General features: G+C 65.0%; 19 protein-coding genes. 6 read left to right on the forward strand and 13 right to left on the reverse strand.

Annotated elements, in window-relative coordinates; all coding sequences use genetic code 11:
* Positions 1 to 86: 86 nt before the first annotated feature.
* The 8 genes from C1H84_RS16585 to C1H84_RS16625 form a co-directional block, all read right to left on the reverse strand.
* Positions 87 to 248, reverse strand: coding sequence for a hypothetical protein (locus tag C1H84_RS16585; RefSeq protein ID WP_113608018.1), 162 nt, complete (start codon positions 246 to 248; stop codon positions 87 to 89).
* Positions 249 to 284: 36 nt separating this feature from the next.
* Positions 285 to 563, reverse strand: coding sequence for a metal-sensitive transcriptional regulator (locus C1H84_RS16590; protein WP_047117752.1), 279 nt, complete (start codon positions 561 to 563; stop codon positions 285 to 287).
* 43 nt (positions 564 to 606) lie between these two features.
* A complete protein-coding gene (trxA, locus tag C1H84_RS16595) occupies positions 607 to 978 on the reverse strand; it encodes a thioredoxin (protein ID WP_047117689.1) in 372 nt (123 codons plus the stop codon).
* A gap of 24 nt (positions 979 to 1,002) precedes the next feature.
* Entirely contained in the window at positions 1,003 to 1,890 is an 888-nt protein-coding gene (locus C1H84_RS16600) for a sulfite exporter TauE/SafE family protein (protein WP_113608019.1), read from the reverse strand.
* Between the two features lie 9 nt (positions 1,891 to 1,899).
* Complete coding sequence (locus C1H84_RS16605; protein WP_181728184.1) at positions 1,900 to 2,505, reverse strand: rhodanese-like domain-containing protein; 606 nt, start codon at positions 2,503 to 2,505, stop codon at positions 1,900 to 1,902.
* A gap of 33 nt (positions 2,506 to 2,538) precedes the next feature.
* Positions 2,539 to 3,936, reverse strand: a complete 1,398-nt coding sequence (locus C1H84_RS16610) for an MBL fold metallo-hydrolase (protein ID WP_113608020.1) — start codon at positions 3,934 to 3,936, stop codon at positions 2,539 to 2,541.
* A gap of 639 nt (positions 3,937 to 4,575) precedes the next feature.
* Complete coding sequence (locus tag C1H84_RS16620) at positions 4,576 to 5,028, reverse strand: hypothetical protein (RefSeq protein ID WP_047117694.1); 453 nt, start codon at positions 5,026 to 5,028, stop codon at positions 4,576 to 4,578.
* Between the two features lie 17 nt (positions 5,029 to 5,045).
* The gene (locus tag C1H84_RS16625) at positions 5,046 to 5,699 is read right to left on the reverse strand and encodes a GntR family transcriptional regulator (RefSeq protein WP_047117695.1); all 654 of its coding nucleotides are present in this window, start codon (positions 5,697 to 5,699) and stop codon (positions 5,046 to 5,048) included.
* A gap of 131 nt (positions 5,700 to 5,830) precedes the next feature.
* Between C1H84_RS16625 and C1H84_RS16630 the strand changes: the two genes are divergently transcribed.
* The gene (locus tag C1H84_RS16630) at positions 5,831 to 8,662 is read left to right on the forward strand and encodes an FAD-binding and (Fe-S)-binding domain-containing protein (RefSeq protein WP_113608021.1); all 2,832 of its coding nucleotides are present in this window, start codon (positions 5,831 to 5,833) and stop codon (positions 8,660 to 8,662) included.
* A gap of 60 nt (positions 8,663 to 8,722) precedes the next feature.
* Here C1H84_RS16630 and C1H84_RS16635 read toward each other — a convergent pair whose 3' ends face one another.
* From C1H84_RS16635 to C1H84_RS16645, 3 genes are all read right to left on the reverse strand, one after another.
* Entirely contained in the window at positions 8,723 to 9,334 is a 612-nt protein-coding gene (locus C1H84_RS16635; protein WP_047117696.1) for a heme-binding beta-barrel domain-containing protein, read from the reverse strand.
* A 15-nt stretch (positions 9,335 to 9,349) separates the two neighbouring features.
* Positions 9,350 to 9,805 carry a Fur family transcriptional regulator gene (locus C1H84_RS16640; RefSeq protein WP_047117697.1) on the reverse strand — a complete coding sequence of 152 codons (456 nt, stop codon included), beginning with the start codon at positions 9,803 to 9,805 and terminating at the stop codon, positions 9,350 to 9,352.
* A gap of 126 nt (positions 9,806 to 9,931) precedes the next feature.
* Entirely contained in the window at positions 9,932 to 10,408 is a 477-nt protein-coding gene (locus C1H84_RS16645; RefSeq protein WP_047117698.1) for a MarR family winged helix-turn-helix transcriptional regulator, read from the reverse strand.
* Between the two features lie 126 nt (positions 10,409 to 10,534).
* On the opposite strand from C1H84_RS16645, the gene C1H84_RS16650 reads away from it, so the two are divergent.
* The 4 genes from C1H84_RS16650 (at position 10,535) to C1H84_RS16665 (ending at position 16,290) form a co-directional block, all read left to right on the forward strand.
* A complete protein-coding gene (locus C1H84_RS16650) occupies positions 10,535 to 11,881 on the forward strand; it encodes a TIGR01777 family oxidoreductase (RefSeq protein ID WP_113608022.1) in 1,347 nt (448 codons plus the stop codon).
* A 360-nt stretch (positions 11,882 to 12,241) separates the two neighbouring features.
* Positions 12,242 to 13,309, forward strand: a complete 1,068-nt coding sequence (locus C1H84_RS16655) for an ECF transporter S component (RefSeq protein ID WP_113608023.1) — start codon at positions 12,242 to 12,244, stop codon at positions 13,307 to 13,309.
* A 199-nt stretch (positions 13,310 to 13,508) separates the two neighbouring features.
* Entirely contained in the window at positions 13,509 to 15,164 is a 1,656-nt protein-coding gene (locus tag C1H84_RS16660; protein WP_342352860.1) for a thiamine pyrophosphate-binding protein, read from the forward strand.
* A gap of 148 nt (positions 15,165 to 15,312) precedes the next feature.
* Entirely contained in the window at positions 15,313 to 16,290 is a 978-nt protein-coding gene (locus C1H84_RS16665; protein WP_047117700.1) for a hypothetical protein, read from the forward strand.
* Here the strand turns inward: C1H84_RS16665 and C1H84_RS16670 are convergent.
* Together C1H84_RS16670 and C1H84_RS16675 are read right to left on the reverse strand one after the other, a co-directional pair.
* Positions 16,287 to 17,588, reverse strand: coding sequence for a D-arabinono-1,4-lactone oxidase (locus C1H84_RS16670; RefSeq protein WP_181728185.1), 1,302 nt, complete (start codon positions 17,586 to 17,588; stop codon positions 16,287 to 16,289). The two genes, C1H84_RS16665 and C1H84_RS16670, sit on opposite strands and share 4 nt — an antisense overlap.
* The gene (locus C1H84_RS16675) at positions 17,585 to 18,775 is read right to left on the reverse strand and encodes an alanine racemase (RefSeq protein WP_113608025.1); all 1,191 of its coding nucleotides are present in this window, start codon (positions 18,773 to 18,775) and stop codon (positions 17,585 to 17,587) included. The genes C1H84_RS16670 and C1H84_RS16675 overlap by 4 nt, the downstream gene beginning before the upstream one ends.
* A 135-nt stretch (positions 18,776 to 18,910) precedes the next feature.
* Between C1H84_RS16675 and C1H84_RS16680 the strand changes: the two genes are divergently transcribed.
* Complete coding sequence (locus C1H84_RS16680) at positions 18,911 to 19,675, forward strand: hypothetical protein (RefSeq protein WP_047117702.1); 765 nt, start codon at positions 18,911 to 18,913, stop codon at positions 19,673 to 19,675.
* The last annotated feature ends 642 nt before the right edge of the window (positions 19,676 to 20,317 follow it).

Consider the following 20,317-nt stretch of genomic DNA (forward strand, 5'->3'; position numbering starts at 1 on the left):
GCCCCTGCTCCTTGCAAATCCGCTTAAATGAAGCGGCCCCCGTGCGGACCTCGGGGTGGAGGTCCGTACAGGGGCATAGGCCGGGTTTAGCGGCCGAACAGGCGACCGAAGAAGCCCTTGCTCGGCTCATTCTCGTGGCCTTGGCAGCGGTCGCGGGCTGGAACGCCGCGCATGACCGAGTCAACGTGCTGGCCGCACCCGGCCCAGGTGGTCTTGCCGCACTTCTTGCATGAAACCTGTCGGCACATGAGATGCCTCCTTCTCTGGCTTTTAAGCCGTAAATACTAGGAAAGTGAAAGGAAGAGCTTTTCCAGCTCTTCGACGGTCAAGCCGTCTTCTGCTTCGGCGGTCTTCTCCGGATCAACCAGGCAATGCTGCATGGCCGAGGAGACGATGGCGAATCCTGCGCGGTCCAGCGCGGTGGACACGGCAGACAGCTGGGTAACCACATCGCGGCATTTGCCGTCGTTCTCAACCGAGTTGATGACGGCGTCAAGCTGGCCACGGGCCCGCTTCAAGCGGTTCAGGATTCGCTTGCGTGTGGCGTCGTCTGCGTTGCGCATGATGTGCTCCATTTCGAAAAAGACCGTGGGGCGGACCCCGGGATTAAGACTGGGACTTCTGTGCGTCGGCCATTTCGGCGTGCACGGCTTCCATGTCCAGGTTCTTCAGCGACGTGATCAGTTCCTCCAGGCCGCGGGAGTCCAGTGCGCCGGGCTGGGAGTAAACCAGCACGCCGTCCTTGAACGCCATCAGCGTCGGGATGGAGGTGATCTGGGCGGCGGCCGCCAGGTTCTGCTGCGTCTCGGTGTTGACCTTGCCGAAGGTCACGTCCTCGTGCAGGCCGGCAGCGGTGTCGAAGACGGGCGCGAAGTTGCGGCACGGGCCGCACCAGGCTGCCCAGAAGTCGACCAGCAGCATGGGGGAGGACTTGACGGTTTCAGCGAAGTTCGTCTCGGTCAATTCTAGCGGTTTCATGGGTACTCCTTGGGTAGATGTGAGCTAGTCCGCAGCCGGTGCCAGCGGAGCAGGGGCCTTGCGCCAGGGGCAGATCGTGGCCAGCGCAGGGATCTTGGTGCAGAGGACCCAGACAAGCGCGGCGACTGCGGCGGCAATGGCTAGTATGAGTCCTGCCGGATGCGGCAGCTCCTGGGACAGGACGAAGACGCCCATGACCAGGACGAAGTAGCCGAATCCTCGGCGCAGCTTCTTCTCCGGCACCATGGCGGTCAGTCGCGCTCCGATCAGCGAGCCGATGATCGCCGCTGCCGTAATGGACAGGGTCAGCGGCCAGTTGACGGAGGTGGAGTTCAGGTGCCCCAGCATGCCGGAGGCCGAGTTCAGCGAGATGACCAGCAGGGAGGTGCCTACCGCGTGCTTCATCTGCAGGCCTGCCAGCAGCACCAGGGCCGGGACGATGAGGAATCCGCCGCCGGCTCCCACCAGGCCGGTGACCAGGCCGACCACCAGGCCGACGGGAATGTACATCAGCAGCGAACGGCCCTTGGCCTCGGCACCGGAGCCCTTCTTCCGCCCGCGGATCATGTTCCCGGCGCTGGCCAGCATGATGACGGCGAAGGCCACCATCAGCACCGCGCCGGGAATGGCCGCGCTGGCCAGTCCGCCGAGGAACGCGCCGCTCATGCTTGCCGCAGCGAAAACCAGGCCCGGGACCCAGCGGACGTTGCGGGCTCGCGCATGCGGCAGCAGGCTGGCCAGCGACGTCACACCCACCACGAACAGCGAGGTGGTGATGGCCTGTTTGGCGTCCATGCCCGCGACATAGGTGAGCAGTGGAACCATCAGGATGGAACCGCCGCCACCCAGCAGACCCAGGGTCAGTCCGACGACAACCGACAGGGCCAGGACCAGAATCATTATTGGTTCCACTGCCGCCTCCTACTTGCCGTTCGGGTTCAGCAGTTGCCCGGCATTGGGGATCTGGGCCAGTGGGTTGGCCTTGCCGGCGGTGCTGACCTGGTTCCACGGCATCTTGGACAGCAGGCTGGCCATGGCGCAGGAGTTGCTGGTAGCGGAGTAGGCAAGGCCCGCTCCGATGGCCGCCGACAGGTAGCCGAGCTTGGGGCTGATCAGCTTGGAGCCGAGGAAGCCCAGCAGCACCAGCGAACCTGCGGTCATGCGGACCTGGCGGTCCATGGCCCAGCGCTGGGTGCCGCGCACCACCTCGCCGCCTGACTTCTCGTAGGCGGCGATGCCTCCTTCCAGCACGCTGCCGGCTTCGATCTCGATGTCGATCAGCTTCTGCTGCGCCTGGGAGGCGCGGGTGCCGGACTGGCAGACCAGCACGATCTGCTTGCCCAGCTTGCGGGTCACATCATGGGCGTGTTCCGACACCAGGTCCAGCGGCAGGTTGTAGGAGCCTGGGATATGCACGGTCTCGAACTCCGCGGGGGTGCGTACGTCCAGGACTGCCACTCCGGACTCATCTGAAGCCAGCAGCTTCTTCAGGGTCGGCGCGTCCATGACATCGATGGGGGTGCTCATGCTTGGGGGTGTTTCCTTCGTGGTGGGGGTGGGTTAGGCGTTGGTCTTGTTCATGGCCGCGTCCCAGCCGGCGTAGCTGCCGGTCAGCTCGACCACGTCGTACCCGGCATCGCGCAGGGCGCTGGCGACGATCGAGTTGCGCAGGCCGCTCTGGCAGTAGGTGACGATCTTGCCGTCGGTAGGCAGCTCGTCCAGGGCCCACAGGGCGCGGCCGCCGGAGATGTGCTTGGCGTTCGGGATGGCTCCGGCATTGAATTCGCTGCGGCCGCGAACATCCAGCAGCAGGGCGTGCTCGAAGTTCTCCAGATCGGCCGGGTCCACGCTCGGCGGGGTGAAGGCCGGCAGGCCCTCGAGGGTGGTGGCGTAGCCGGAGACCGCGTCGATGCCCACGCGCATCAGGTGGTCGCGCATTTCCTCGGCTGCCTTCAGGTTCTCGGCGAAGAGGATCAGCTGGCGGTCGTCGGCTTCCGGATCGAAGGCCCAGGCGCCGAAGTTCGCCATCTTGGAAATGGCAGGGATGGCCAGTGCGCCGGCGACGGTGCCTTCAGCCACTGCCACGTGGCCGCGGGTGTCCACGAAGACCGCGTCGTTCGCTGCGGTCTGCTCGATGATCTGCTCCGCGGTGAACTCGACCAGCTCAGGCAGGGGGCCGAGCACCTTGGCACCGTCGCGGTTCTGGCGCTTCATGCGGGCGAAGTAGGCGTGGGCATCCGGCTGCCCGTCGAGCAGCTGCGCGATGAAGCCTTCCTCGTCGTTGTTGGCCAGGTAGCTGCCCCACCAGGCGAAGTTGCGCTCGTAGCCCACGGTGGTGGATGGTACTGCGCCCAGTGACTTGCCGCAGGCGCTGCCCGAGCCGTGGCCCGGGTAGACCTGGATGTGGTCGGGCAGTTCCAGGAAGACATTCTTCAGCGAGGCGAAGAGGTCCTTGGCTCCGGCGAAGCGGGTGTCCACGCCGCCGGCTGCCTCGTCCAGGAGGTCGGGACGGCCTAGGTCGCCGGCGAAGATGAAGTCGCCGGAGAACATGTAGCCTGGCTGGTCGCTGAAGGCGCCGTCGGTGACGAGGAATGACAGGTGCTCCGGGGTGTGGCCCGGGGTGTGGCGTGCGGTCACGGTGATGTTGCCCAGCTTGATGGTGTCCTTGTCCATCAGGTGCTCGGCCTCGAAGCCGTACTGCCAGTCGGCTCCGCCTTCGCCCGAGACGTAGGTGGTGGCGCCGGTGGCTGCGGCCAGCTCGCGGGTGCCGGAGAGGTAGTCGGCGTGGATGTGGGTCTCGGTTGCCGCAACGATGCGCATTCCGTTCTTGGCTGCAAGCGCCAGGTACTCGGAGATGTCGCGGCGGGCATCGATGACGATTGCTTCGCCTTTGGCCTGGCAGCCGATGAAGTAGCTGGCCTGCGCCAGGTCTTCGTCGTAGAAGCGTTCCAGAAGCATGGGATGTCCTTTCGTTGGGGTGTCTGAATCCACCATAAACTATACCCCCGGGGGTATGTCAAAAATAGGGGTGGGGGTATACGTGCAGTTGCGTGAAAGGATGGCCGCCACCTGGGCCTGGCGTGCGCCAAGACTGGCAATCGCCTTGGAATCCGGAAGTTTGCGTTTCGCCTGCCCGAACGGTGGGTAGCGTGAAAAGACGTTCAGTCGGCGGGCGTCAAACCGCCGGCGCGATGATCAAGGAGAGGAAAAGATGTTCAACCGCCATCCCACCGACCCACCCATCAATCCCACTGACCCCACCGGGCCCATCGCACCCCCGAGCGACCCCACCGCTCCGGACGGTCCGGTCATCGACCCCACGGGGCCGACTGACCCGCCATTCGATCCGACCGCTCCGCCGGTCCCGCCGGAGCCGGAAACCGCCCCCGAACGCTAGCGCAACGAGAGGGAAGAATCCATGGGAGAAAAGCACATTCCTGAAAAAGGTCACCCGGTCCCGGGGGAGGGTCTGGCATCCAAGGGCCATGTCTCGGACCCGAAGCGCTCTGATGGCGCTCGGCGCGACTGGAGCGACGAAGGGGGAGCTGCCGAAGAGGGCTCGGCTGCGCCGAGCGGTGCCGGTGAGCGCGACCGGGGCTAGGGGCGCGGGAAGAGCGCGAGCCAGCTGGCGATCCGCTGCTGGTCCGCGGTGCTGAATAGTGCCAGGCGCCGCACCTCTTCGCCGGCCGGCATCAGGAGTCCCGCCTCGTCCTTCGCCGCGTGCGCCAAGGCATCGCCCGCGGGGGAGCCTGTTCCCGCGTGCGCGCCGGTGGCGATGAACAGCGTGCTCGGTGAGCCGGACAGTGTTTCGATGATGCCGAGTCGTCCGCCCAGGAAGGAGCCCAGCTCGTCGGCGCGGAAGTGCCCGGTGGCATCCCTCGTGACCACTTCGACTGCGGGGATCAGCTTCTTGCCGCGCCGGCCCACGCCCAATTCCCGGGCTCGGAAGGTCGCTTGGCCTGCCTGCAGCGGTTCCAGGCTATCCAGCGCCCGCTCCGGGGCGCGCCCGGTTCCGGAGGCGGTTGGCTGCTTGCGTGAAAATAAGCCCATGGTCGTTCGTCCTTTCGCTAGCTGAGGGTGTCCAGATGCGCGGCCAGCTTGGCGCTCGCCGTCTGCAGGTGCTCAGCCAGCACTTGGGCCGCCTCCTGCCGGGACCCTGTGGAAATCAGTTCCAGCAGGCGCGCGTGCTCGGCGGCGATGTCCTGGGTGGACAACAGGGTGGCGTCCTGCACGTGCGTCATGCACAGCCGGATTTCATCCGTGAGCTGCGCGTAGATCGCGCTGGTGCGCGGCGAGCCCAGTGCCTGGACCAGGGCCGCGTGGAAACGCACGTCCGGTTCCACGATCTCGATGGGCGAGGCGTTGGATAACGCGGTGATCTGCGCGTTGGCCGCCAGCGCTGCCTCGGGTACCTGGCCGGTGCCGGCCAGCAGGCGCACGGCCTCCGCTTCGATGATGGCTCGGGTCTGGTAGATGTCGCGGGCATCGGCCGCGGACAGCACCCGCACCTTGGCGCTCTGGTGGGCGTTGCGCGCGAGCAGCCCGCTGGACACCAGGTTCTCCAGCGCGGCCTTGGCAGTGGGGCGGGCGACCTCGTAGTAGGCTGCCACGTCGACCTCGCCCAGCGGGGTGCCGGGAGAAAGCTCGCCGCTGAAGATGCGTTCGCGCAGCGACCTGATGACGGCCTGCACCACCGAAACCACTCCTAGACGGGCAGCCACATGCGTCCTTTCGGGCAGAAGTACATTGGACCTACCAAGTATCCCATGGCGCGTACTACTATGGCATGTGTACTTGTAAGACAATTTCCCGCGACGGTAGGCCACGCCTACGATCCACACAGGAGCGCACCATGGCATTGAGCACGCCAGCACTCGGCGAAACCACGGTTTCATCCAGCATCCTCGACCTGGTCGGCGAGCCCGACCGGGTTAAGACCCGATCCATCGACCGCGTGGCCTATGCCTCGGACGCGTCGCACTACCTGTACACCCCGCAGGCGGTGGTGCTGGCCAAGGACGCCCGCGAGGTCTCGCAGCTGCTGGCCGCCGCCAACCGGAACAACCAGCCGGTGACCCTGCGCTCAGGCGGCACTTCGCTGGCCGGCCAGGCCAGCGGCGACGGGCTGATGATCGACGTGCGCAAGAATTTCCGCGGCATCACCGTGCTGGACGGCGGGCAGCGCGTACGTGTCCAGCCCGGCGCCACCATCCGCCAGGTCAACGCCCGGCTGGGCGTCTACGGCACCAAGCTGGGACCGGATCCCGCCAGCGAGGCCGCCTGCACCGTGGGTGGCGTCATCGCCAACAACTCCTCCGGCATGGCCTGCGGCACCGAGTTCAACACCTACCGCACCCTCGATTCCATGACCTTCGTGCTGCCCAGCGGCACCATGGTCGACACCGCCGCCCCGGACGCCGACGCCCTGCTGGCCGCCGCCGAACCGCAGCTGGTGGCCACCTTGGAAAAGCTGCGCGACCGGGTGCGCTCCAACCCGGATTCCGTGGCGAAGATCGAGAAGCACTTCGCGCTGAAGAACACCATGGGCTACGGCATCAACGCATTCCTCGACTTCGACTCCCCGGCGCAGCTGATGGCCCATCTGATCATCGGCTCCGAAGGCACGCTGGCCTTCGTGGCCGAGGCGGTGTTCCGCACCGTGCCGATCCGCAAGCTGGCCGTCGCCACCCTGGCGGTCTTCGACAACCTGGATCTGGCCACCCGCGCGCTGCCCGAGCTGCTGGATTCGGGCGCCGCGACCCTTGAGCTCATGGACTCCACCTCGCTGCGCGTCGGGCAGTCGCTGCCCGGCGTGCCCGAAGCCATCATGGGCTTCGAGGTGGACCGGCAGGCCGCCCTGCTCATCGAATACCACGCAGACAACGACGAGCAGCTGCGCGGGCTGCAGGATGCCGGGCAGAAGCTGCTGGACACCGCCGCGCTGCGCGCCCCGGCCGTGCTCTCCCCGGACGCGAAGAACCGCCAGGCGGCCTGGAAGTTCCGCAAGGGGCTGTACGCCTCGGTGGCCGGAGCCCGCGTCTCGGGCACCACCGCGCTGCTGGAGGACGTCGCGGTGCCGGTGCCGTCGCTGGCTGAAACCTGCGGCAGCCTGCAGGAGCTGTTCACCGAATACGGCTACGAGGACTCGGTGATCTTCGGCCACGCCAAGGACGGCAACATCCACTTCATGCTCACCGACCGCTTCGAGGGCGAGCGGGCGCTGAACCGCTACAACGGATTCAACGACAAGATGGTGGACCTGATCCTGTCCAAGGGCGGCAACCTGAAGGCCGAGCACGGCACCGGCCGCGCCATGGCCCCGTTCGTCCGCGCCCAGTACGGCGAGGAGCTCTACGACGTGCACCTGGAACTCAAGGCCGCCTGCGATCCGCGCCTGATGATGAACCCCGGGGTCATCATCGACGAGGACCACTCGGCCCACATCCGCAACATCAAGCTGAACGCCACCATCGAGGTGGAGGCCGACCGCTGCGTCGAATGCGGCTACTGCGAGCCGGTCTGCCCCTCCAAGGACCTGACCCTCACCCCGCGCCAGCGCATCGTGGTGCGCCGCGCCATCGCCAAGGCGGAGGCGGAAGGCAACCGGGAGCTGGCCGCGGAGCTTGAGAAGGACTACGACTACAACGGCGTGCAGACCTGCGCCGTGGACGGCATGTGCGTCACCGCCTGCCCGGTGGGCATCAATACCGGCCTGCTGGTCAAGCGCCTGCGCCGCGAGGACGCGAACCCCGCGCTGGCCGCAGGGTTCAAGACCGCCGCCAAGGGCTGGGGCGGCGCCACGCGCGCCGGCTCGCTGGCCCTGAGCGCGGCTGACAAGTTCCCCGTGGGCCTGGTCCGCGGGGTCACCGATGCGGCGCGCAAGGTCATCAGCACCGATGTCATGCCGCGCTACGACGCGGAACTGCCCGGCGGCGGCAAGGCCCGCAAGCCGCTGGCCGGAATCCTGGGCGCCGCCGGCACCGAACCGCTGGCCATCTACCTGCCGGCCTGCGTGAACTCAATGTTCGGCCCGGCCGGCGAGGGCCAGGGCGTCGCTTCGGCGTTCACGCAGCTGCTGCACGCGGCCGGCGTCTCGGTCTACGTCCCGCAGGGCATCGAGTCGATGTGCTGCGGCACCCCGTGGAGCTCCAAGGGCTACGCCGACGGCCACGACCTCATGGCCCAGCGGGTGCTCGACGAGGTGGCGGCGGCGCTGCCGGGCAGGAACCTGCCGGTCATCTCCGACGCCTCCAGCTGCACCGAGGGCTTCGCCCACACGCTGGAAGAGCACGGCTACACCGTGGTGGACCTGCTCGCCTTCACCGCCCAGCACCTGCTGGAAAAGCTGCCCGAGGGCCGGAAGGTCTCCTCGCTGACCCTGCACCCGACCTGCTCCTCCACGCAGATGGGGCTGAATCCCGATTTGGAGAAGGTGGCGCGGGCGGCCGCGGACACCGTGAACGTGCCGGTCAATTGGGGCTGCTGCGCCTATGCGGGCGACCGCGGCATGCTGCATCCGGAGCTGACCGCCTCCGCCACCGCCGCCGAGGCAGCCGAGGTGCGCGAACTCGATGCCCAGGCCCATGCTTCCTGCAACCGCACCTGCGAGCTGGGCATGACGCGCGCAACCGGCAAGGACTACCGCCATGTGATCGAATTGCTGGCGGAAGCAGTCGCGCGGTAGGCGCAAGGCCGGACGGCGGCGGGGCCGGGTGCGATATTCGCATCCGGCCCCGCCGCCGCCTTATTCTCCCGGATGGAAGCGCTTGACCCGGTGCAGGGTATTGACGTCGGTATGGCGCATTTCCGCGCCGAGGGCCACCAGGCGCAGCAGCAGGTCCGAGGTGTAGCTGAAGCTGCCGTCCTCGTGGAAGGTGAAGGAGCTGCTGAACTCCTTGATCTCCGCGCGTTCCATCAGGTACTTGTTCTGCAGCACCCCGTAGGAGGGATCTCCCGGGGTGGCGTTGAAGTGCACGGTGGTGTCGCGCGGTCCGGCGGTGCTACCGGCCAGCACCGCGATGCCGCGGCCGAAGACCACGTTGCGCATCACCTGGCTGTTCTCGCGGTCCCAGAGCAGGAAGCCGATTTCGTCGTGGAACGGGTCCATGGCCTCCTCGCCGTGGCGCCAGGCCGTCATCGAGTAGTTCAATCCCCACAGGGTCTGCTTGCCGTTTTCCTGGATCGGGATGGGCTTGAACACCGCGCGCTCGTAGTAGCCGGTTTCGCTCGTTTCGTCGGTGAGGTTGTGGTAGGAAAGGTCGACCCCGGCATTCCCCTCCCATTCGCCGACGAGCGGGGTGAGTGGACCGAGCTTCTGCGGTCCCTGGATGGTCGAGGTTCTTGCCAAGACGGTCATGGCTGGGTTCTCCGATCAGTGAGTGGTAATCGTGGTGCCGTGTGGTGCGGCCGGCGGGATGCCGGGTCGGCATTCAGGGCAGAGCCCCCAGTAGGTGACTTCTGCTTCCTCGATCGCATACCCGGTAGCGTCCAGGGGCCTGAGGCACGGGGCCTTGCCGACAGGGCAGGGGACATCGGCGATGCGTCCGCAGGCGCGGCAGACCAGATGGTGGTGGTTGTCCCCGCGGGCCAGCTCGAAAACCGCCGGGGATCCGGGCAGCTCGATGCTGCGCAGGATTCCGGCGCCGGTCAGGGTGTGAACGACATCGTAAACGGCCTGGGTCGACACGCGGCCGATGCGCTGCCGCGCGCCGGCGGCGATTTGCGCGACATCGATGTGGGAGCGCAGGAGCAGCTCGTCGAGGACCGCGCGCCGCGGCCGGGTGACGCGCATTCCCAGCTCCCGCAGTCGCGTTTCGAGCTCTTTCATGCCGGCCTTCCCGCAATTGAATTGATCAATTCCAATGTAGGCACAACATTTGCGTTAAGCAAGAGTTGCCTCAAGCAAGTCTTTGGATGTGCGAGCGCATGGTCCGGAACGCTGGATTGGCGACGGCTACAGGGGCAGGTGGGTGCTGTTCGGCTGGGGGATGCTGTGGCCAACCAGGCCGTGCAGCTTGTCCAGGGCAGCCGCGCAGGCGGCCCGCTCCGCGGGGTCCAGCAGGTCCAGGGCCTCGCTCAGGTCCTGTCGTCGGCGTTCGGTGACCTGCTGCACGACCTGGCGGCCCGAGACCGTCAGCTCCAAGGTGACCACACTGCGGTGCGCGGGGTCCGAGCCACGCGTCAGGTGCCCGGAGGCATTGAGCCTGTCGGCCAGCCGGGTGATGGATGAATTGCCCACGCCCAGTGCCTTGGCGCAGTCGCTGGATGTCGACCGACCCCGGCGTTGCAAGGTCAGCAGCAGACGGAACTGGGGCAGGGATACCTCGAGCTGTTCAACGCTGCTCAGCGCCAGCCCCACGAGGTCCTGCGTGGCGCATTCGAAAGCCGCGAGCTCCTGCTCCGAGGTCTGCGGCCGATCCTGGATTCCCATGGAAACCAGTTTGTCACAAGAGCGCCGGCCGGCAGGGTCTGCCGCGTGGCATCGGGCGTGGGCGGAGCTCCTTGAAACTTGCTTGAAGTCGTATCCGCAAGTGGCGAAAACTGATTGAATGTGGGCATGGCCGTCATTCTTGAAACAGCAATACCGTTCCCCGCCGACGAAGTGTTCGCCTGGCACGAGCGGCCCGGCGCGATGAGCCGGCTGCTTCCTCCATGGCAGCCGGTCCGCGCAGTGAGCCAAGCGGAAAACCTGCGCGACGGCAGCTCCGAGCTGGCGATGCCTGCCGGATTGCGCTGGCACGCCCGGCATCTTGCCGACAGGTATGTGCCCGGTCGCGTCTTCGTGGACGAGCTGGCGCCGCAGGGGCTCGCTCAGGCGCCGCTGCGGCCGATCCGCTGGCGCCACGAGCACCACATCCTGCCCGACGGGCCGCAGCAGTGCGTGCTGCGCGACGAAGTCAGCACCAATATGCCGCAGAACATGGTGCGGCGCATGCTCGCCTACCGGCACCGTCAGCTGTCCGAGGACCTGCGGGCCCACCAGCGCGCGGCGCAGCACGGCCTGAAGCCGCTGACCGTCGCACTGACCGGTTCGCACGGCATGGTGGGAACCTCCCTGGGTGCTCTTCTCGAATCGGGTGGGCACCGGGTCATCCGGTTGGTTCGTTCGGCCCCCCAAGGTCCGAATGAACGCCTTTGGAATCCCGCGAGCCCCGACGAATCCTGCCTGGATGGGTGCGACGCGGTCGTCCATCTGGCCGGGGCGAGTATCGCCGGGCGATTCAATAGTGAGCACCGCAGGAAGATCCGCGACAGCCGCATCGAGCCCACGCGCCGGCTGGCGCAGCTGGCTGCGCAATCCGGTGTCGCGGTCTTCATCAGCGCCTCGGCCATCGGCCTGTACGGCGCCGACGCCGGAGAAGACGAGCTGACCGAAGACGCCCCATACGGCCGGGACTTCCTTGCGGAAGTTGTCCGCGACTGGGAGCAGGCGGCCCAGGCGGGGCCCGATGGCGGCATGCGCCGGGTCCAGGTCCGCACCGGTCTGGTGCAAAGCCCCACCGGCGGGCTGCTGCGCCAAATGCGTCCGCTCTATGAAGCAGGGCTGGGCGGCAGGCTCGGCGATGGCCGGCAGTGGCAGTCCTGGATTGGACTGGATGACCTGGTGGACATCTATCACCGCGCACTGTGGGACAGCGAACTGCAGGGTCCGGTCAACGCGACCGCGCCCACCCCGGTGCGCAACAGCGAGTACTCGGCCGTGCTGGCCAAGGTGCTGCACCGCCCCGAGATCTTCCCGGTGCCTGCCTTCGGGCCGCGGCTGCTGCTGGGCGACGAAGGTGCGCAGCTGCTGGCGTTGGCCAGTCAGCGGGTCGTTCCCGCGAAGCTGTCAGCCCGAGGCCACACCTTCCGCTCCGAAGAGCTTCCCGATGCGCTGGCCCACCTGCTGGGCCGAGAGCTCTAGGCGCAGGTCCTGCGTCGGCACCCTTGGCGGGCTGTCAGCAGCGGGGTCTTGCCGTATTCGCGATAAAGTGTGCCACATGACCTCCTAAACATATATGCGAGTTGTCGTATGCACCGCAGGCCTTGAACTCGATGTCCTATTGCGAGACGGTCGCCGGTCCGGAAGGCCTGCGGCGCCCCCACGTCATAAGGTATCGCGCGCGTACGGCAACCGTGCGTGGAATTCCGTCTTCCCGGATGATTCCGAACAATTCCGACCTTTCGGATACGATCTGACTAGCATCTTTATTTGGCGTCCAGAAACGCCGAAAACCGTCGGCAGTCGCCGACGGCCAGTCCGGCGATCGCTTGGAGGGCGGCCATGACGCAACACGCGGAGTTCCAAGATGTTCCGACCGACGCTTTCGATGCGATCGCCAGGGATCTCCAGACGCTGCGGATCGAAGCAGGCGACGTTCCCTACGCGGAAATCGTCCGCCGTATCGGGAAGCTGCGCGAGCTCTGCGGAGTAGATGCCGTCGCCGCGAGGCCTGCCCGAACCACTGTCTATGATGCTTTCCGCCTCGGCCGGACACGTATTAATGCCGAGCTTGTGGGGGAAATCGTGCAAGCCCTGGGCTGTTCGCCGGAGGAAGCGAAAACCTGGGAACGCAGATGCCTCCAAGCCCGTCTCGACAAAGCAGCAGCCAGGCAGCCATCGCCCGCCGCGCCGCAGCCATCGCCCGCCGCGCCGACAGTTCACATCGTTTCCACTCTCGGACAGGAAAACACAGCTCCCAGCAGGCGACGGATATATATACTCCTTTCGGCATGCTTGATGCTGAACCTGGCGGGTTTCTGGCTAGTTGATGCGGCAGGGCTTCGGCTTTATATGGACATGATCGGCACCGCTTTAGCCGCCATCGCCTGCGGGCCGTGGGCAGGGGTGCTTGTCGGTCTGGCGACCAACATCATTGGGCTGTCGATTACCGATTCATCGGCAGCGGCCTTCGGCCTGGTGAACATGACCGGGGCACTGGTCTGGGGGTATGGGGCGAAGCTGATCAAGCGCAACTCGGCGTTGCCGAAGTACGTTCTGCTCAACGTCGTGGTGGCTGTTGCATGTTCGGTGGTATCGAGCATCATCCTGGTTCTGCTTTTCGGAGGTATGACGGGGCACGCTTCGGAAACGACGATGCAGTCCATCCTTGCCAGCACCAGCTCGCTGGGCCTAGCGGTGTTCGAAGCCAACCTGATGTATTCGTTGGTGGACAAGCTGTTGACCGGATTCATCGTGATTGCACTGCTCGGACTCGTCAAGCAGTGGATCCGCGTCCCTGTCTACGAGCATGTTTCAGAGCATGCGCTGGAGTCCCTGGACCGCGCCTACCGCTTGACGAAGACCGGATTCGGTTCCTTGCGGGCCCATCAGGGACGGGCCCTGGGATAGCCCGTTCAGCTCCGCGAGGAGCCCGGGACGCCCGCGCCTAGCGCAACACCACGATTCTGCCCTATCATCAATGAGTCAGGAAGCGCGACCAAGCGGATTCCGGCGCTCTCAAAAGGGGCGATACCCGTTGCCGAAACGCAACCGGTAGCGGCAGACATATATGGAATTTTCTTCAGCACCATACTTTTGAAAAGAGTCCATGATGTCTAGCGTTTCTGCCGCCATCGCCCATGCCCTCAAGCCATTTGCACCGCAGATCTTCGGTCTGATGGGCAACGGCAACGCACATTTCCTCGACGCGGCCGTGCGCCAAGGGTTCACCTATACCGCAGTTCGCCACGAATCGGCCGCGGTATCGGCCGCGGACACCTATTTCCGCATCTCCAACAAGCTCTCCATCGCTTCCACCACCTACGGCGCCGGCTACACGAATGCCGTGACCGCGCTGGCGGAGGCCGCCGCTGCACGCACCCCGCTGCTGTTCGTCACCGGCGACGCACCGACCTCGGGACTGCGCGGCTGGGACGTGGATCAGGCCGCCATTGATACCGCGGTACGCGCCCCGCGCTACGTGGTGGACCGGGAAACCCCGGGAGCCATCGCGTTGCAGGCCGCCGCGCATGCACTGCGCGAGCAATGCCCGGTGGTCCTGGCCATCCCCTACGACCTTGCCGCCCTCGAGACTTCCGAAACGGAACTTCCGGACTTCGCCGACCTCGGCCCCACGCCGCCCGCCCCGGAATTGAACTCCACCCAGCTTGAACAGGTCAGCTCGCTGCTGGCAGGCGCCCAGCGCCCGCACATCCTCTACGGCCGCGGCGCCATCGACGCCGCACCGCTGGTCAAGGAGCTGGCAGCCAAGATCGGCGCCACCACCTCCGGTACCCTGCTGGCCCGTGACCTGCTGGACTACCCCTACGATCTGGGAATCACTGGCGGCTTCGCCACCGAGAGGAACGCCGAGATCATCGCCCAAGCGGATGTCGTGCTGACCCTCGGTGCATCGCTGAACCAGTTCACCATGCGCTTCGGGGGCCTGGTCAACGAGTCCGCCACCCTGATCCAGATCGACCTGGCTGCCACCGCCACCAATCCACGGGTGGACTACTTCGCCACCGCCGATATCAGCGCCGCCGCCGCGCACCTGCTCCAGTCGGTGCCAGCGGCCGAAGCCTCGTGGGCCAAGGAGCTGGACCTCGCCGCGCTGCGTACCCGCCCTCTCGGCGACGCTAAGACCGCCGACGGCTTGCTGGATCCGCGCCGCGTGGCCAGCGAAATGGAGCGGATCCTGCCGGCCAACCGCGTGCTGGTGCAGGATGGGGGGCACTTCATCGGCTGGGGACCCATGTATTGGTCCACCAGCGGCGCCCGATCGCTGACCTGTGTCGGCACCGCCTACCAGTCCATTGGCCTGGGTATCGCCTCGATGGTAGGCGCCGCCGCCGCGGCCGATGGACGTACCGTGGTGCTGGCATCCGGCGACGGCGGCTTCCTCATGGGACTGGCAGACCTGGAATCCATCGTGCGCACCGTCACAAGCGGTGTCATCGTCATTTACAACGATTCGGCATACGGAGCCGAGGTGCACCAGTACGGATCGATCGGGCTGCACGAGGATCCGATGCTGATCCCGACCGTGGACTTCTCGGCACTGGCCCAAGGCATGGGCGCCACCGGCATCAAGGTTGAAACCTTGGATGACTTCGGCAAAGTCAGCGCATGGGTGGAAGCCGGGGCGCAGGGCGTTTGCCTTGTGGACGCACGCATCTCGGCGCATGTCCGAGCTCCGTACATGGAGGAAGTCCTGGAGGCGAACCGCAAGGCCGCCGGCGCTGCAGCATCACAATCGGATTAAGATGCTGGTCAGTGCGGTCCCCACCGCGTAGGGTTGCAGGGTGCACAAGTTTTTGGTTGGAACAGCGGGCCTGGGGATCGGGGCGCTGTTAATGCTCCCTGCAACCCCGTCTTTAGCCGCACCCACCGGCCCGAATGACGGGGCCGGTGTGACCGCACCCCTGCTGTCCGAAACTTCCCTGCGCGTGGCCACGATGGCAACCGACCTGAGCGGGGAGGAACCCGGAGACCTGTATCGGGATCTGCTGACCCGGACAGACACCGAAGCCCTACGCGTGGCCGATGCAATCAGCGTCGCGAATCCCGACATCGTGGTGCTGACCGGCATGGATGCCGATCCGGATGCGGTAAATACCTTCATCTCGGACTACCTGAACAGCCCGGACGACGAACATACCGATGTCGGCTACGCCTACTCCTATCTCGCAATCGGCTCCAGCGGAGTGCAGAGCGGCGCGGACCTGGACGGAGACCGCGTGGTCGGAGGCCCGGGCGATGCCTGGGGCCAGGGCGCATTCGCCGAACAGTCCTCGACTGTGGTGCTGTCCAAGTATCCGATCAACCAGCCGGACGTCGTTTCCGTGTCGGCGCTGAAGTGGGACGAGGTGGCAGGCAACAAGCTCTCAAGCTCCGAGCTGAGCGGTGCCGTGGCCGCGTCCATTCCGGTGATGCACAACGGGCTGTGGGACATCCCCATCGAGTATCGCGGTGAACGCGTCCATATCCTGGCGGCCCAAACCGAGCCAGCCCAGAGCAGCTACGGCTTCGGCGCACCACGCCAGAAGGACCAATTGAAGGTCATCTCCGACTACATCGCCGGGGAAGACTACGTTGTCGCAGACGACGGAGCCAAGGCTGGAGGCATCGACGAGAACCGCATCGTGGTGACCGGTGCATTGGCGCAGCGCACCGAGTTCACCGCAGCCGCGTTGGCTCTGGGCGATGAGCTCGGCCGGGATGACGCATTGAACGACTCGGGGAACTTCGTCATTCCCAACCGGGGCTGGAACGTGCTGGGCCAGGGCCGCATCGGCGCCGAAGCCCCGGAAGATTTCCAGTTGCTGCCGGGCGCAACGCCCGAGAGCATCGAAACCTCCGACCTGATCTGGACCGACGTCCAGTTCTAGGCGTTCAGCAGTTCACGCAGGTAGCCGTTGACGAACCGTCCCTGGGGATCGACCTGCTGCCGCACGGCCTGGAAATCCTTGAACCTCGGATACAACTGGGTGAGCTCGGCCGCCCGCAGCGTGTGCTGCTTACCCCAGTGCGGACGTCCGCCGTGCGAACGCAGGATTGATTCCATGTCCGGGAAATACTGCGGGACCCGATCCCGGATATAGCGGTGCACCGCGATGTAAACGCTGTTTCGGCCGCTGGCAGTGCCCAGCCAGGTGTCGTCGCCGGCAGTTGTCCGGACTTCCAGCGGGAAAACGACAGGTGCGGGTCGAAGCTCGAAATAGCGGCGCAGTTCCGCAAACGCGGCAGCGAAGTTCTCCAGCGGCAGCGCGTACTCCATCTCGGTGAACTTCACCCGCCGCGGGCTGATGTAGGTCTGGTTCCACGACGCGGTGTAGCTGCGGTCTGAAAGGACCCGGCTGGCGAACCAATTGAGCCGGGGAATCATGCGCGGCATGGCGGCGCCTAGCGAACAGATGGCCTGCAGCCCGCCATTGGACAGCAGTTCGTCGTTCACCCAGGTCCTGAGCCTGTCCGGCATCTTCGCCGGGGCATCGCCCGGCAGCCGCGTATTGGTTTTCACCTGGGCATTGCCGGTACCCGGGAACCAGAAGAACTCAAGATGGTCTTCCTGGGCCGCTCTTTCGACAAAACTTTCGGCCAACGGGTCGATGGCCTCGATGGTCTCGGTTGCGTGCATCATGTAGTGCGGGACGCACCGGAGCCGGACATGGGTGATGACACCCAACGCGCCCAATCCGACACGAGCCGCCTGGAACAGGTCCGGGTGCTCCGTGGCGCTGGCACGCACCTGCGTCCCGTCGGCCAGCATCAACCGCAGGCCGGTGATCGCGCCGCTGAATCCGGTGAATTTCAGGCCGGTGCCGTGGGTTCCGGTGCTGATGGCACCGGCGATGGACTGCCGGTCAATGTCGCCCATGTTCTCAAGCGCCAACCCGAAGGGCTCCAGCAGGTCAGGAACCTGCCACAACCTGGTCCCGGCCCGGAACGTCACCTCATGCGTGAGCGCATCAACTTCCTCGATTCCTTGGAGGCCGTCGAGATCCAGCAGGATGTCGTTGGTCTTCGCCAGCGGGGTGAATGAATGGCCGGCGCCCACGGTGCGTACGGTGTGCCCATTGAGCGCCGCCGATTCGAGCAACCCGCCCAGCTGGTCCAGGGAGGCGATCGACTGGCGCATCGTCGGAGCGGCAGTCACGGTACCGGCGAAATTCTGGAAGGTGCTCACAGGAAGGCTTTCCCTTCGCCTCGATAGGTTGGCCATTGGCCGCTGATCTTGTTCTTCGAGTAAACGGCTACCTTGTTGATCCGTTCTGCCGGCTCCCCGGATTTTGCATGGCGCAGCCATACGGTATCGCCGATGTTCAAGCGGTGCGCGGTCGGTCCGGTGAGCGGGGTCTGGACCTCGCCTGCGCCTTCCAATGGAAGGTAGCGCAGCTTGCGGGGGTGCTCGATGCTCGGCAATCGGTCCTTGCCTGCCGGACCTGATGCGGTCCAGCCGCCGCCGAGGATGGTGATCGTCTGGTGATCCGGTCTGCGGACTACCGGGAACCCCAGGAACAGGGCGGGGGAGGGGGAGAACGAGCGGAAGGAGTCGAACAACGCCGGGGCGAAGAGGCCGGAGCCCGCTGCCAGCTCCGTCACCGCTGCTTCCTGGGTGGTGGTTTCAAAGGATCCCGTGCCTCCGGCATTGACGAAACGCAGGTCCGCGATTCCTCGCACTCGGCTCACGGCCTCGGCGCGCCGCTCGGCAAGCTCGGCAGCGCTGCGCTTCCTAAGCGCCCGGGCGATCCAGGCCTTGGGGGCGAACCCTCCATCCGGAACCGAGGCGATCTGGGATTCGTAGGCCATGAGCCCGTCCAGTTCGAACCCCTTCCGGCGCTGGACCTCCTCGGCGAGTGAAGCCAGATCCTCCGGCTCGGCTAACGGAGACCGCGCTGCCCCGATACGCAGTCCCGCCGTCGGATAGTACGCGGCATCCAGTTCAAGGGCGACCTTCAGTGGGTGATGGTGCGGGACGATCCGATCGATGAGATCCAGTTGCGCAACGGAGTCGACCATCACCGTGATCTCAGCGCGGGCTTGCTCGCTGGTTGCCCAACGGCTGATAGCCTCCGTGTCGGTCTGGGGATAGGCCACCACCAGGTCCTTCAGCCCATGGCTCGCCAGCCAGAGTGCTTCGCCCAGGGTAAAACACAGCACTCCGCTGAACCCGTCGGCGGCCAGTGCCCGTTCAAGGGCCTTGCGGACGCGCAGGGATTTGGAGGCGACGCGTATCGGGATTCCTCCGGCTCGTTCGCGAAGGGCGATCACGTTGGCATCGAAGGCATCAAGATCCAGCAATGCTACTGGTCGTTCGTTGACCCCGGCTTGTTTCACAGCGTGGTTGTACCGTTTGGCCTGCGCGTTCTTCATATCCCAACTCTTCCATCGGTGTTTGGGTCTTTCAAGGACTGGGCCGAACATGATTGGCATTCCGAGGATATTCAGGTATCGGAAGCATCCGATTCACGGAAACTTACAGGTTTGGCTCGATATGCTGGCACCATCATGAGCAAAGATCCCATTTCGATGACGGTCATCGGCAACGATGGCAAACCACGTACTGTAATCCAGGACGCCATCATGAAAGGTGTCGGCGTCCAGCGACCGCTGGTTCTTGCATATTTGAAACGGCTGCGCCGCAAGCACCCCGAGGCCACGGCGGCAGAACTCGCCAAGATTGCCGAGCGCGACTACTTGAAAATCGTGACCGGTTCGGGAGCAGCCGTTGGCGGCACCGCAGCCATCCCCGCGGTGGGCACCGGTGCCGCACTGGGCCTGTCTGTGGCAGCCACCCTTGGATTCCTCGAAGCTTCTGCACTATATGCGCAGACCCTTGCTGAGCTCCACGGAATTGCCATCGAAGACCCGGAACGATCCCGAGTGCTGGTTATGGGTGTGCTGATGGGTGAGGAAGGCAGCGCCATGATCGCCGGCCTCACCCGGCAGGCGGCCGGGCGCGGCGGCGGGCCGATCAAGGGGTGGGCCAAGGCCTTCGGCGCGAACAAGTCGACGAGCTTCTATGCTTCACTGCAAAAAACGATGCAGAAGTCGTTCATGCGCAAGGTTGTAGGCACCCAAGCCGCAAGCGTTGTCGGCAGGATCGTTCCCTTCGGCGTGGGAGCTGTCATCGGTGGCGCCGGCAACCGTTTCCTGGCCAAGCGTGTTGTTGAAACTGCAGCAGTCGCCTTCGCTGGGATTCCCACCATGGCCCCAGACCAGCTGGAATTGGATGATCCGCGGATCATCGACGTCGAAGTCATCGAAGAATAGTAGAGGTCAAGCGCAACCCCGTAAATATAGAGTGGCTGCCCGGGACCGGGAGTTTTCATGTGTCGGGCGGGTGTCGAGCGGGGCGCAACGGGATAAAGAATTCCGGTTAGGGCGGGCCGCAGTCGCTTAAAACCGCGCGTTCTCGGGCGTTAAGCGCATAAAAAGCCAGTAATGAACACGATTCTGTTTTTATGTGTCCACGCTCACCGCCCCGCAGCACCCCGCCGATTTGCAGACCCCCGACAACCCGTGTATAGTTTTTCCTTGTCGCCACGAGCCGGACGGAACACCAACCGACCAGGACGAGGCGGCGAAAACCCCGGAAAATCAAGGTTTTCCACACCATGTGTGGATAAGCTGGAATTGAATGGGAATCAAAGAATACTGGTTCAAATCACAAAGAATCGATTTGACTTTCAGAATTCAATGATTATAGAATTTGAATATAACGCTGGACGATATCGCCTCCTGGAATAGGGGTGGCGGAGAACCGGTAAGTGTTTGTTGTTTGAGAACTCAATAGTGTGCCAAGTTTGTTGATACCAAATTATTTTTTGTTTGGTGAATACGAAACATTTTGCTTGGGATGATGCACCCCCGTGTGTTGTTCCGAGTGTTTTTATTCGCCAGGATTTCATCACC

The sequence above is a fragment of the Glutamicibacter soli genome (assembly GCF_003309065.1).
In the GTDB taxonomy this organism is placed as follows: Bacteria; Actinomycetota; Actinomycetes; order Actinomycetales; family Micrococcaceae; genus Glutamicibacter; species Glutamicibacter soli.